Annotated in this window: 13 protein-coding genes; 7 read left to right on the top strand and 6 right to left on the bottom strand. The window is 64.4% G+C overall.

The window, feature by feature from the left end:
* Positions 1-184: 184 nt before the first annotated feature.
* Positions 185-1483 (bottom strand): lysophospholipid transporter LplT, encoded by a 1299-nt coding sequence (lplT, locus tag BLQ92_RS15040; RefSeq protein ID WP_090685328.1) that lies wholly within the window; start codon positions 1481-1483, stop codon positions 185-187.
* Here lplT and BLQ92_RS41080 point away from each other — a divergent pair.
* On the top strand, positions 1482-1613 hold the full coding sequence (locus BLQ92_RS41080) for a hypothetical protein (protein WP_279607932.1): 132 nt from the start codon (positions 1482-1484) through the stop codon (positions 1611-1613). The two genes, lplT and BLQ92_RS41080, sit on opposite strands and share 2 nt — an antisense overlap.
* A 5-nt stretch (positions 1614-1618) precedes the next feature.
* Here BLQ92_RS41080 and BLQ92_RS15035 read toward each other — a convergent pair whose 3' ends face one another.
* Positions 1619-2422 carry an inositol monophosphatase family protein gene (locus BLQ92_RS15035; protein WP_090685327.1) on the bottom strand — a complete coding sequence of 268 codons (804 nt, stop codon included), beginning with the start codon at positions 2420-2422 and terminating at the stop codon, positions 1619-1621.
* A gap of 298 nt (positions 2423-2720) precedes the next feature.
* Between BLQ92_RS15035 and BLQ92_RS15030 the strand changes: the two genes are divergently transcribed.
* Together BLQ92_RS15030 and cysE are read left to right on the top strand one after the other, a co-directional pair.
* Positions 2721-3587 (top strand): RNA methyltransferase, encoded by an 867-nt coding sequence (locus tag BLQ92_RS15030; RefSeq protein WP_090685326.1) that lies wholly within the window; start codon positions 2721-2723, stop codon positions 3585-3587.
* A 225-nt stretch (positions 3588-3812) separates the two neighbouring features.
* The gene (cysE, locus tag BLQ92_RS15025) at positions 3813-4628 is read left to right on the top strand and encodes a serine O-acetyltransferase (protein ID WP_090685325.1); all 816 of its coding nucleotides are present in this window, start codon (positions 3813-3815) and stop codon (positions 4626-4628) included.
* Positions 4629-4665: 37 nt separating this feature from the next.
* Here cysE and BLQ92_RS15020 read toward each other — a convergent pair whose 3' ends face one another.
* The 4 genes from BLQ92_RS15020 to BLQ92_RS15005 all read right to left on the bottom strand — a co-directional run bounded on the left by BLQ92_RS15020 (position 4666) and on the right by BLQ92_RS15005 (position 7590).
* Positions 4666-5463, bottom strand: coding sequence for a UDP-2,3-diacylglucosamine diphosphatase (locus BLQ92_RS15020; protein WP_090685324.1), 798 nt, complete (start codon positions 5461-5463; stop codon positions 4666-4668).
* Between the two features lie 96 nt (positions 5464-5559).
* Positions 5560-6054, bottom strand: coding sequence for a peptidylprolyl isomerase (locus BLQ92_RS15015; RefSeq protein ID WP_090685323.1), 495 nt, complete (start codon positions 6052-6054; stop codon positions 5560-5562).
* A gap of 158 nt (positions 6055-6212) precedes the next feature.
* Positions 6213-6794, bottom strand: coding sequence for a peptidylprolyl isomerase (locus BLQ92_RS15010; RefSeq protein WP_090685322.1), 582 nt, complete (start codon positions 6792-6794; stop codon positions 6213-6215).
* 67 nt (positions 6795-6861) lie between these two features.
* Entirely contained in the window at positions 6862-7590 is a 729-nt protein-coding gene (locus BLQ92_RS15005) for a tetratricopeptide repeat protein (protein WP_090685321.1), read from the bottom strand.
* Positions 7591-7867: 277 nt separating this feature from the next.
* Here BLQ92_RS15005 and cysS point away from each other — a divergent pair, with 277 nt between their 5' ends.
* The 4 genes from cysS to tilS all read left to right on the top strand — a co-directional run bounded on the left by cysS (position 7868) and on the right by tilS (position 12944).
* Positions 7868-9265, top strand: a complete 1398-nt coding sequence (gene cysS / locus BLQ92_RS15000) for a cysteine--tRNA ligase (RefSeq protein ID WP_090685320.1) — start codon at positions 7868-7870, stop codon at positions 9263-9265.
* A gap of 47 nt (positions 9266-9312) precedes the next feature.
* A complete protein-coding gene (locus BLQ92_RS14995) occupies positions 9313-10368 on the top strand; it encodes an endonuclease III domain-containing protein (RefSeq protein ID WP_090685319.1) in 1056 nt (351 codons plus the stop codon).
* Between the two features lie 120 nt (positions 10369-10488).
* Entirely contained in the window at positions 10489-11460 is a 972-nt protein-coding gene (locus BLQ92_RS14990) for an acetyl-CoA carboxylase carboxyltransferase subunit alpha (protein ID WP_090685318.1), read from the top strand.
* Between the two features lie 44 nt (positions 11461-11504).
* Positions 11505-12944 carry a tRNA lysidine(34) synthetase TilS gene (gene tilS / locus BLQ92_RS14985; RefSeq protein WP_090685317.1) on the top strand — a complete coding sequence of 480 codons (1440 nt, stop codon included), beginning with the start codon at positions 11505-11507 and terminating at the stop codon, positions 12942-12944.
* The last annotated feature ends 192 nt before the right edge of the window (positions 12945-13136 follow it).

Raw genomic sequence — 13136 nt, 5'->3', positions numbered from 1 at the left:
GATGGTGGATGCTGCTGGGCACAGAGCTGGGAGCGATGGCGAGGCGCATCGAGCACACTACATTTGGATAGCTGGCTAAATTACGACGACGTGTTCCGTGTACCGTGTCCGTACGGCCAGGCGCGCGCTGCGACGCTTGGCGCGTCCCCTTGCGAGCGCTGAATGTTTCGGCTCTTGTACGAAACTATTCTTCGACCAGCGCCCGCATATCGACCTTGCGCGCATTGGCCGTGCTCTTGCGCTTCGCCAGCCACATCATGAAGGTGATGAAGGTGCCGAACACCACAATGATCCAGGGCACCGGCAGCTTGGCCGTCAGCAGCAGCGCGTACAAACCGAGCATCAGCAGCACGGCCAGGTTCTGGTTGAAATTCTGCACCGCGATCGAATGACCGGCAGAGAGGAGGGTGGCGCCACGATGCTGCAGCAACGCATTCATCGGCACGATAAAGAACCCCGACAGTGCGCCGAGCAGGATCATCAGCGGATAGGCAAGCACAATATAAATCGGCGCGACGAAATGACCGACGCGAATCCCCATCCCCGGGGGGAACAGCCCCTTGCTGTAGAACGCCATGGCGATCGCCACCGCACCCGTAATGATGCCGACCGGCAGCACCTTCAGCGAACTGCGCAGCGGCACCAGCGTCGCGGCCGCTGCCGCACCGACGGCGATACCGAGCCCCGTGATCCCCTGCATCACGGCTGCCTTCGACAGCGACAGTCCCAGGTTCACGTCCGCCCACTTCAACACCAGCAACTGCAGCGTGACCGCGCCGCCCCACATCAGCGTCGTCACCCACAGCGCGATCTGTGCGAGCTTGTCGGCCCACAGCACGTTAAAGCAATGCGTGAAATCGCCGACCAGCTTCTTCGGCTCCTTGAGGCGATTCGGATAACGCGCCCCGGTGTCGGGGATTCCCACGTTGATCGCCGCTGCGATTGCGTAGGTCACCATTACCGCGAACATCGCCAGATCCGCCGCGGAGTGAATCAGCGGCAGCCGCGCATGCGTCACGAGGTTGGTTGCATAGGTGCTGATCAATGCGCCGCCGAGCATGGTCCCGACGATAGTCGACAGCACGGTGGCCGACTCCAGCCACGCGTTCGCCGCGACGAGGCGCTCGGCGGGCAGCAATTCAGTGAGGATGCCGTACTTGGCAGGCGAATAGGCCGCCGCGCCGAAACCGACCACGCCATAAGCGATCATCGGATGGACGCCGGCAATCATCATCATGCAGCCGCTCGCCTTTAGCGCGTTCGAGACGAACATCACGTGGCGTTTTTGCAGCGCATCGGCAAACGCGCCGACAAACGGCGCCAGCAGCACGTACGAGACGGTGAAGAAGATCTGCAGCAGCGGCGTTACCCACGCCGCCGAGCGGATCACCGAGAGCAGTGCGATCGCCGCGATCAGCAGCGCGTTGTCGGCGAGCGACGACACGAACTGCGCCGCAATGATCGTAAAGAAGCCTTTTTTCATGAAGCAGTTTTGGGTGCTGCGCGGGATCGCGCGCCAAAAGTACGACGGCACGAGGAAAACGGATGCCGGCGTGGCTGGCCGGACCGCCCGCGCCAACAAAAAAGCGGCCGAAGCCGCTTGTTGGGTCTGACAGCCTTACGCTGCTTGCTGCTTCGTGCGGCTGTAGCGCGAGAGGATCGGCACCATTTGCGCATACAGCTTCGGGTTGCCCGCGACGATTTCGCCGATGTGCAGGAAGTCCGAATCGCCCGTGTAGTTACCCACCAGACCGCCGGCTTCGGTGATCAGCAGGCTGCCGGCAGCCATGTCCCACGCGTGCAGGCCCTGTTCGAAGAAGCCGTCGAGGCGCCCCGCGGCGACGTTCGCCAGATCGAGCGCAGCCGCGCCCGGGCGGCGCAAGCCGGCGCAGGATTCGGTCATTTCCTTGAACAGACGCGTATAAGCGTCCAGACCGTCGGTTTCGCGGAACGGGAAGCCCGTGCCGATCAGGCCGTCGGCGAGGCGGTCGCGGCGGCCGACGCGGATGCGGCGGTCGTTGAGGAATGCGCCGCGGCCGCGCGAGGCGGTAAACAGGTCATTGCGGTTCGGGTCATAGACGACGGCCTGGGTCACGATGCCCTTGTGCGCGAGGGCGATGGACACGCAGTAGTACTGGAAGCCGTGGATGAAGTTCGTGGTGCCGTCGAGCGGGTCGATGATCCACTGGTATTCGGACTCGTTGTCCGACTTGCCGGATTCTTCGGCGAGGATGGCGTGATCGGGGTAGGCGGTCTTCAGCGTATCGATGATCGCGGCTTCCGACGCCTTGTCGACCTCCGTGACGAAATCGTTGTGCTGTTTCTTGCTGACCTGGACCAGGTCGAGATCGAGCGACGCCCGGTTGATGATCTGCGCGGCGCGGCGGGCGGCCTTGACGGCGATGTTGAGCATGGGATGCATGAGCCTGGATCCTTGTGCCGGGGCAGCGCGGCTGCTTACCGGTAATGAGCTGAGTGAGCTGTAAATGAGCTGTAAATCAGCTGGAACTGCGCAGCTGAAACAACACGGAACGGCCGTTTGACAGGCCTTCCGTCGACGGAGACGAATTGAATAAGAACGAGGCGCTCGTGCGAAGACGGCGCAATAGGCGTGATTTTACCCGACTCCGGGCTTCTCCGGGCAGTGCGCCGTGCGATGCGGGTAGGTTAGCCGGCCGGTTGGCGCTACCATAGGGGCTCTTTAGCTCCCCATTTTCATCGTGGCCCAACCCCACAATCCGTCTTCGTCCTCCCTGCCGCCGTCCGAGATCTGCGGGCCGGACAGCGCTGCGCCGGTGCGCGGCGGCTTTACTTCCACCCGCTTCGTGCTGGTCGAGCCGAGTCACCCCGGCAATGTCGGCGCGGCGGCACGCGCGCTGAAAACCATGGGTTTCTCGCGCCTCGTGCTGGTCGCGCCGCGTGTGCCCCACGTGCAGACCGATCCCGAGGCCATCGCCATGGCGAGCGGTGCGGACGATGTGCTGGCGGGCGCCCATGTGGTGCCGACCTTGGCCGATGCGCTCAATGGCGTGCCCTGGTCGATCGCGCTCACGGCCCGCGCGCGCGAATACGGGCCGCCCCAGCTCGTGCCGCGCGCCGCGGCAGGGCACGCGCGCGAGCACGCGGTGCATGGCGACATCGCGCTGGTGTTCGGCAACGAGCGCACGGGGCTGTCCAACGAGGATGTCGAGCGCTGCAGCGTGCTTGCGCATATTCCGGCCAACCCGGCTTACAGCTCGCTCAATCTGGCGCAGGCTGTGCAGGTGCTGGCGTATGAGTTGCGCACCGCGTACCTCGGCGCCGGCAGCGTGGGCGGCGCGGTTGCTGGCGGCGCTGGCGCCGAAGGGCAGGGCGCGGCGCACGGCTCGCTCGCGCCGAGCGACGATATCGAAGGCATGTACGCGCACCTCGAAAGCGCACTCGTGGCGCTCGAATTTCTCGATCCGGCCAATCCGAAGAAGCTGATGTCGCGTCTGCGCCGCCTGTTTGCGCGCTCCGGGCTCGAGCGCGAAGAGGTGAACATCGTGCGCGGCATCGCCAAGCATATTCTGCTGAAGGTAAAACCGCCGGGCGACGGCGCGTCCTGAGGCCAGGGACAGGTGGGCGGGTTGCCCGCCATCCCCGTAAGCCGCGACCACCCGCCGCCGCTGTCGTCCCAGACGACCTTGCCGGGAGCGGGGGCATCCGGCAGGTTTGCCGCATTCGCCCTACAATTCCTCGAAACGTTCTAAGCAAAGCTGCGGGTGTGCTAACCGGCAGCGCCGTCGTGCGCCGCGAGGCGCCGACTCCTCCCCCAAGAAAGCGTCACTGCCATGTTCACGAGACTTCGCGAAGACATCGCTACGATCCGCGAGCGCGATCCCGCCGCCCGCAGCGCCTGGGAAGTCCTGACCTGTTATCCGGGCCTGCACGCGCTGGTGCTGCACCGGCTCGCGCATGCCTGCTGGCGGGCCAAACGCCGCTGGCTGGCGCGCTTCGTGTCGCAACTGGCGCGCTTTCTGACCGGCATCGAGATCCACCCCGGCGCCACGGTCGGGCGCCGCGTGTTTATCGACCACGGCATGGGTGTGGTGGTCGGCGAGACCGCCGAAATCGGCGACGACTGCACGATCTATCAGGGCGTCACGCTTGGCGGCACGTCGCTGACGCGCGGTGCGAAGCGCCATCCGACGCTCGAACGCGGCGTGATCGTCGGCGCGGGCGCCAAGGTGCTGGGCGGATTCACGATCGGCGCGGGGGCCAAGGTCGGTTCGAATGCGGTGGTGGTGAAGGCTGTGCCTGCAGGCGGCACGGCGGTGGGCAATCCGGCGCGGGTGATCATGCCGGCAGCGGTAGCCGCGGTCGAGGCGGCAGGCGGTGGCAATGCGCAATCCGGCGAGCCGGCGCGCGGCGCTTTCTGCGCCTATGGCATTACGCCGAACGCGGACGATCCGGTATCGCTCGCCATCCATGGGTTGATCGACCATGCCGCGACGCAGTCGCAACGCATCGACGAAATCGTCGCCGCGTTGGAGCGCCTGGGCACCAGTCTCGAAGCGCTGCAGGGCGCGGATGCGGCGCTGCTCGATCTGCGGCGCTTGTCCGCCGCAATCGCCGGGAAGGTCGACGGCGTGACGGCTGAAAACTGAGCGCGCGGCTCAGTCCAGTCAACGCCGCTCAGTTCAGTCAATCCAGCGGCAACGCCCGGATCCCTTCGGCATTGACCCGCAAATAGCCGCCACGGCGTTCGCCGTGATCGAGATCCCAGTCCGGCAGCACCCAGCGCGTGCCGCCGGGTTCGCGATGGACGGCCGGCCGGTGCGTATGACCGTGCAGGATCGTCGCTGTCCCCGTCTCCTTGAACAACGCCGCCACGCCTTCGCGCGTCACGTCGTACTTGGGCGAGACCGGCCGTGAGCGGCCTTCCTGGCTCGCCGAACGCATCCGCTCGGCCAGCGCCTGGCGCCATCTGAACGGCCAGGCAAGAAACAGCATTTGGGCGAAACGGCAGCGCGCGAAGCGGCGAAACCGGATGTAGGCGCGGTCCGCCGTGCAGAGCGCGTCGCCATGCGCGAGCGCGATGCGCGTGCCGAATGCGGTAATCACGAACGGATCGGGTAGCCAGATCGCGCCGGCCGCTTTCATGAAGCGCTTGCCGAGCAGAAAGTCGCGATTGCCGTGCATGATGTAGAGCGCGATGCCGCGCTCGGACAACGTGTGCATCAGCGCCGCCATACGGGCGACGAACGGCTCGCTCAACATGTCGTCGCCGATCCAGTATTCGAACAGATCGCCGAGGATGAAAACGGAGTCGGCCTCTTCAGCCGTGACGCGGACAAAGTGCTCGAACGCGGCGACCGTGCGCGGGATTCCCTCGCTCAGATGCAGGTCCGAGATGAAAAAAAACGGGCGTGCGGCGCTCGGGCGTTTGCCCTCGCCAGGCACGCCCGCAGCGACGCTTCGCAGCGGCGTATCTTGCAGCATTGAAGAGTGCCTGAGTGCAGTTGCAGTAAAGGCTATCGTTCGATAGCGCGCCGTGCGCGAGCGGGTGAGCGCACCCGCCGGCGCACAGCGAGTTGCTTACTCGACGATGACCGCTTTTTCGATGATCACGTCGTCGACCGGCACGTCCTGATGGAAGCCCTTCGAACCGGTCTTCACCTTCTTGATCTTTTCGACGATGTCGAGACCTTCGACCACCTTACCGAACACGGCGTAACCCCAGCCTTGCGGCGTCGGCGACGAGTGGTTCAGGAAATCGTTGTCATTCACGTTGATAAAGAATTGCGCCGTCGCCGAATGCGGATCGTTGGTGCGTGCCATCGCGATCGAGCCGTTGACGTTCTTCAGTCCGTTGTTCGCTTCGTTGGTGATCGGCGCTTCGGTCGGCTTTTGCTTCATGCCGGGTTCGAAACCGCCGCCCTGGATCATGAAACCGTCGATCACGCGGTGGAACACCGTGTTGTCGTAATGACCGGCCTTCACGTAGTTGAGGAAATTCTCAACCGACTTCGGCGCTTTTTCGGCGTCCAGTTCGAGTTTGATGACGCCGTGATTTGTGTGCAGTTCGACCATGATGGAGTCCTTTGCGGAACAGGTGGGTGGAAGGCGCGGCGCATCGAGCGATGGGGCCGCGCCCGGGGGCGTGAGTGGTGCAGGGGCCGCGAGCGACTGCCTCGTCGGCGGGTGCGCTTGCTTGCCTTGCTTGCCGGTTTGCCTGCGAGTTCGTCTGCTTACTTGCTGACGATGGTAGCCGATTGGATCACGATCGGCGTTTGCGGCACGTCGGCCATCGGGCCGCGCGTGGTGGTCGGCGTGCCTTCGATCTTCTTCACGACATCCATGCCGGAGGTGACCTTGCCGAACACGGCGTAGCCGTTACCGTCCTGGCCCGGATAGTCGAGGCCGGCGTTATCCGCGGTGTTGATGAAGAACTGCGCCGTGGCCGAATCCGGGTCGCTGGTGCGCGCCATGGCGATCGTGCCCACGACGTTCTTCAGACCGTTGCGGCTTTCAAGCTGAATCGGCGCGCGCGTCGGCTTTTCCGCATAGCTCTGCGTGAAGCCGCCACCCTGGATCATGAAGCCGGGAATCACACGATGGAAAATCGTGCCGCTGTACTGGCCGGACTTCACATAGTCGAGGAAATTCGCGACGGTCTTCGGCGCCTTCTCGGGGTACAGCTCGACGCGAATGTCGCCATCCGTGGTCTTGAACAGGACGGACGGGTGCGCAGCCGGCGTGGCGGACTGGGCAAAAGCGGGTGCGTTCGCGATCAGGGCGGCGCTACCGAGCGCCAGCATCAACCATTTCATGAAGATCCTCAGGGTGGAAAAAAACGTTGGCGGTGAGTGTGCCGTAAGAGTGCGTACTGCGAGATGCTTACTGCGACGGCGCCATATACGGCGGCATGGCGAGCGAGCCGTTCGGGCCGCCGAACTGGAAGCTCGGCGACTCCGTCAGGTTCGAGGTGGCGCGGTTCGTGTACTCATCCGGCGTGGCAACCTTCTTGACCGGTTTCGCGCTGCTTGCCGGCGGCGAGATGATCTTCTGGATGTCGGTGAGGCGCTGCTGCGTCGGGCCGCTTGCGTGGCCGAGATTTTGCGCCCGTTGATAGGCGGAGGCGGCAAGGCGCAGGTACAGGTCGCCGAGATTTTCGTAGGCGAGGCCGTAGTTGGGGTTCGCCTTGGTGGCGGTTTCGAGCGCCTCGCGCGCTTCCGCATACCGGCCGTGCTTTGCATACAGCGCCGCAAGGTTGTTGTACGGCTCAGGCAACTCCGGATAGGTCTGGGTCAGCGCGACGAAGGCGCTGATCGCCTCGTCGTCGCGGTTCAGATGAGCCAGCACGGTGGCGCGCTTGAACTGCGCCTGCGCGTCGCGCGGATTGGCGGCGATGCGGGCGTCCAGTTGCGTGAGCGCGGCGTTCCAGTTTTTCTGCTCGATCGACGCATCGATTTCCGGTGTGCCGTCGCGCACGGCGGGGCCTTGTGAGATCGCAGGGGACTTCTGCGCATACGCGGGGGCGCCCGGCAGCAGCATGACGGCGAGGCCGCACAGGGCCGTCGCGGCGAGGGTCGCGGCGCTTCGCGCGCGGCCGCTGGAAGGTTTCATAGGCTCAGGTCTGGATGTTATACTCCGACCCATTCTAACAAAAGGTCTGCGCGTTCCGTTGAACCACAGACTGTCTTTTCGCCACTCGTGGTCGTCTCCGCCTTGATCGCAGCCTGACCGCCGCACCAGGTGCACCGGTTTGCTGCTGTATGTGCCACAGCCGTTTTGTGTTGACGCCTGGTACTGACGCTTTGTGCTGAGATACTGAGCTCGTACCGAACGGCCGGGGCGCGCACGAAACACATTGCGGATTTCTTTCGGCCCACGCATCGTCTCTATGGAATCACTGCGCATCTACAACACGCTCGCGCGTGAGAAGCAAACTTTCGTGCCGCTGCAAGAAGGCGTCGTACGGATGTACGTCTGTGGGATGACAGTGTATGACTACTGTCATATTGGTCATGCACGCGTGATGGTCGTGTTCGATATTGCGCAACGCTGGCTGCGCACGCTCGGGTACAAGGTGACCTATGTGCGCAACATTACCGATATCGACGACAAGATCATCCGCCGTGCGGTTGAAAACGGCGAGACGATCAAGTCGCTGACCGATCGCTTCATTGCCGCGCTGCATGAAGATGCGGACGCGCTCGGCATCGAGCGCCCCGATCTCGAACCGCGTGCGACCGAGTACATTCCGCAGATGCTCGGCATGATCGAAACGCTGGAAGCGAACGGCTATGCCTATCAGGCGAGCGACGGCGACGTCAATTACGCGGTGCGCAAGTTTTCGGGTTACGGCAAGCTGTCGGGCAAGTCGCTCGAAGACCTGCGGGCCGGCGAGCGCGTGGCGGCCAACGACGCGAAGCAGGATCCGCTTGATTTTGTCCTGTGGAAACAAGCCAAGCCGGACGAGCCTGCCGACACGGGCTGGGACTCGAAGTACGGGCGCGGCCGTCCCGGTTGGCACATTGAATGCTCTGCCATGGGCTGCACGCTGCTCGGCGATCATTTCGACATTCATGGCGGCGGCCAGGACCTGCAGTTTCCGCACCACGAAAACGAAATTGCGCAAAGCGAAGCTGCGACAGGGCAAACGTTTGTCAACTACTGGATGCACAACGGCTACGTTCAGATCGACAATGAGAAGATGTCGAAGTCGCTTGGCAACTTCTTTACGATCCGTGAAGTGCTGGCGCAGTACGATGCTGAAGTAGTGCGCTTCTTCATCGCGCGGGCGCACTACCGCTCGCCGCTGAACTACAGCGACACGCATATCGACGACGCACGCAACGCCCTCACGCGTTTGTACACGTCGTTGAAAGACGTGAGCCCGGACGGCGCCGAGCTCGACTGGAACGAAGCGTATGCGCAGCGTTTCCAGGCGGCCATGAATGACGACTTCAACACGCCGGTGGCAGTCGCGGTGTTGTTCGAGTTGGCAAGTGAAGTGAACCGCACGCGCGACCCTGCGCTGGCTCGACAACTGCGTGCGTTGGCGCGCGTGATCGGACTGCTGGGCCGTGAGCCGCGTGTGTATCTGCAGCAGGCTGCGGGCAGTGCGAGTGAAGGCGCGCTCGATGCCGCCGCGATCGAAGCGAAGATCGCCGCGCGCGTGGCCGCCAAGCAGGCGAAGGACTATGCGGCAGCAGACCGGATTCGGGCCGAATTGCTCGAGGCCGGCGTTGCACTTGAAGACAAACCGGGCGGGTTGACCGAGTGGCGGCGCGTGTGAGCGCACCTCGTACTTCCCTTTGATCGACTCGCCAGGCAGGAGGCAGGATGGCAACGGCCACGAAGACGCCGGCTAAACGGGCTGCGTCTCAAACAAGCGCGGCAGCCGCAGTGAAATCGACCCGCGCGCGTAACGGCAGCGCGGCGAAAGCGGCGCCCGTAACAGGGAAAGCGGTGCCCGCAGCGACGAAGGTCGCCGGCAAGGCAGGCAGTACCGCGAAGAAGACACCGGTGAAGCGCGCGCTCAACGGCGGCTCGGCGCATGCGCCAAAACTTGCCAAGCCGGCCCGGCCGGCCAAGGCCACGCGTGCGCCGCGCGCGAAACCGCACAGCGGCAACGGCGCCGTGCCGGCCGAACTCGCCGGCGATGCGCAGCAACTTGCTCGCGATACGCTGCATGAGGGCGAAGTCGTGCGCAAAACGCGTGCATTGGACGACGCGGAAGTGGCCGTGCCGGTGCAGGTCGGCGGCCTCACGCCGGAAGTCACGCGCCCTGACTACTGGGACAAGGCGTGCGCCGACCTCGTCAAGCGCGACCGCATTCTTAAGAAGCTGATTCCGAAATTCGGCCCGGTGCACCTGCTGAGCCGGGGCGACCCGTTCGTGACGCTTGCGCGTTCCGTGGTGGGGCAGCAGATTTCGGTGGCCTCGGCGCAGGCCGCGTGGCAGCGCGTCGAAAGCGCGTGCCCGAAGCTCGTGCCGCAACAGTTCATCAAGCTGGGGCAAGACAAGCTGATGGCCTGTGGCCTGTCCAAGCGCAAGGCGGAATACATTCTGGATCTGGCCGAGCACTTCGTCTCGGGCGCCTTGCACGTGGGCAAGTGGACCTCGATGGAAGACGAGGCGGTGATCGAAGAACTCACGCAGATCCGCGGCATTGGCCGTTGGACCGCGGAGATGTTCCTGATCTTCAATCTGTCCCGTCCGGATGTCCTGCCGCTGGACGATCTTGGTCTGATCCGCGCGATCAGCCTTAATTATTTCAGCGGCGAACCGGTTACGCGCAGCGAAGCGCGCGAGGTTGCCGCGAACTGGGAGCCGTGGCGTACGGTTGCCACCTGGTATATGTGGCGTAGTCTTGATCCGTTGCCGGTCGACTATTGATTTGATGCGATGCCGCCTCAAGGCTATCAATTTCACCGAGTCGATAGTTTTGAGGTGGTTTTGACAGCGGCGGTCGCGGTTAGAATACGCGCTGCCTGGTAAGTCCAAGGATTAAAACCAATGAAGACCACTTTTCTGGATTTCGAGCAGCCGATCGCGGAACTCGAAGCGAAGATCGAAGAATTGCGCTTCGTGCAGGACGATTCGGCCGTCGATATTTCGGAAGAAATCGAGCGGCTGTCCAAGAAGAGTCAGCAGCTCACCAAAGATCTGTACGCCAACCTGTCTCCGTGGCAGGTTTCGCAAATTGCCCGTCATCCGCAGCGTCCGTACACGTTCGACTACGTGAGCGAACTGTTCACCGATTTCCACGAACTGCACGGCGACCGTGCGTTCGCGGACGATCTGGCGATTGTCGGCGGCTTCGCGCGTTTCAACGGTCAGGCTTGCATGGTGATCGGCCATCAGAAGGGGCGCGACACCAAGGAGCGCTCGCTGCGTAACTTCGGCATGCCGCGTCCGGAGGGCTATCGCAAGGCGGAGCGCCTGATGCGCCTCGCCGAGAAATTCGGCCTGCCGCTGTTCACGTTCATCGACACGCCGGGTGCCTACCCGGGCATTGGCGCGGAAGAGCGGGGCCAGTCGGAAGCCATCGGCCGCAATCTGTATGTGATGGCTGAACTGAAAACGCCGATCATCTCGACGATCATAGGCGAAGGCGGTTCGGGCGGCGCGCTTGCTATCGCCGTGGGCGACAGCGTGCTGATGTTGCAATTCTCGACCTATTCGGTGATCTCGCCGGAAGGCTGCGCCTCGATTCTGTGGAAGAGCGCCGCGAAGGCGCCGGAAGCGGCTGAAGCGCTGGGTTTGACCGCGCACCGCCTGAAGGCGCTCGGCCTGATCGACAAGATCGTCAACGAGCCGCTCGGCGGCGCACATCGCGATCCGAAGGGCATGGCCGCCATGTTGCGCCGTGCGCTGGCCGATTCGCTGCGTCAGTTCCATGGCATGAGCATCCCGGACCTGCGCCAACGCCGCTTCGAACGGCTGATGGCGTACGGCAAGTTCAAGGAAACGACGCCGGGCGCATAAGCCGGCTCGTCTACCTACTGCAGGGCGCAGCGCGCCTCGTCACTGTGACTCACACCGCTGACTCTCCCGCCGACCGCCTCGTTCTCGAGGCGGTCGGCGTGGCGTTTTCCGGGCTGCCCGCGCAGCCTGGCGGCGCACGGATTGCGGTGGCGTTCAGCGGCGGCATCGACTCCAGCGTATTGCTCGACGCCGTGGTTCGTGTGGCCGGAGCGTCGCGGTGCGTGGCGCTGCATGTCCACCATGGCCTCAGTCCTCACGCAGACCAGTGGCTCGCGCATTGCGAGGCGTTTGCGCACGAGCGCGGCGTGGCATTTGCGGCTGAGCGCGTCGAAGTGGCGCGCGACCCCGGCGTGAGCGTCGAAGCGGCTGCGCGTGAGGCCCGCTACTGCGCGCTCGACGCGCTCTGCGCGCAGCACGGCGCGGCAACGTTGTGGCTCGCGCAGCATGCCGACGATCAGGCCGAAACGGTTCTGTTGCAATTGCTGCGTGGAGCAGGGGTAGCGGGGCTTGCCGCGATGGCCTTCGAGTCCATGCCGGCGGGCGCCAGTGTGACGCGCGTGCGGCCGCTTCTGCATTTGTTGCGCGCGCAACTTGAGCAATACGCGGCGGCGCACTCGCTCGCGTGGGTCGACGACGAATCGAATGCCGACACCCGTTACGCGCGCAATGCGTTGCGCCATGACGTGCTGCCGGCGCTGGCCGTGCATTTTCCGGGCTATCGCGATGCTCTTGCGCGCACTGCGGGCCATGCCGCGTCGGCGCAGCGCCTGCTCGATGAACTGGCGCGCCTCGACATGGCGTCTGCCGCTCGCGATGAAGGCCGCGCGCTTGCACACGACGCGTTGCTCGCACTCGACGACGAACGCGCGCTGAACCTGCTGCGTTTCTGGATGCGCTCGCTTAGCTTGCCGGCGGCATCGACGGCGCGTTTGAGCGACGCGCTGCGGCAACTGCGCGCAGTCGGCGCGGCGCACAGCCTGCGCGCCGATCACGCCGGTCAGGCGCTGCGCAGTTATCGCGGGCAAATCTACTGGGAGGCCGGCGACAGCGCCGAGCCTGGCGACGAAACTGCGCTGGTGGCGCGCGCAGTCGCGCAACTTGCCTGGCAGGGCGAATCGATCTGGCGTCTGCCGCAATGGCGCGGCACCTTTGTGTTTGCCGAAACGTCCGCGGACGACCCGGCGGCCGTGCCGGCCGCGCTCCTCACGGCGGCGCCGCTCACGGCCCGCTCGCGCAGCGGCGGCGAGCGCATGCGCACGAGCGCACAGGGCGCGAGCCGAACGCTCAAGAATCTTTTCCAGGAGCAGGGCGTGCCGGCGTGGAAACGCGACGTGCCGCTGCTGTTCGCCGGCGACACGCTCCTGTTCGTGCCGCTCGTCGGCGTGAACCGGGCGGCGTGGCTTGCGCAGGGCGACGCCGGCGCTTCAGAGGCGGGCAGGGGATATGTGCGGATTGACTGGCGCGAGGATCTCCTGATCGCCTGACCGACCGGTCGGGCACTCGCCGCGCAATCCCAGCCCGCCGCGGCAGGCCGGCCTGCGACACCTCGAACGAGGGCGCAACTCCTTTGCGCACAAGCCTTTGCAACACCTGATGTTGGGATTTTGGCCGGGATTTTGGCTTGTCTTTTTGCGCCTGATCGGGTACGTTAACTTGTTTGCCCGAAGCCGCTATTG

The organism is Paraburkholderia phenazinium, from assembly GCF_900100735.1.
GTDB classification, from domain to species: Bacteria; Pseudomonadota; Gammaproteobacteria; order Burkholderiales; family Burkholderiaceae; genus Paraburkholderia; species Paraburkholderia phenazinia.
The sequence above is the reverse complement of the archived record's forward strand: the minus strand, read 5'-3'. Positions and strand labels throughout refer to the sequence as shown.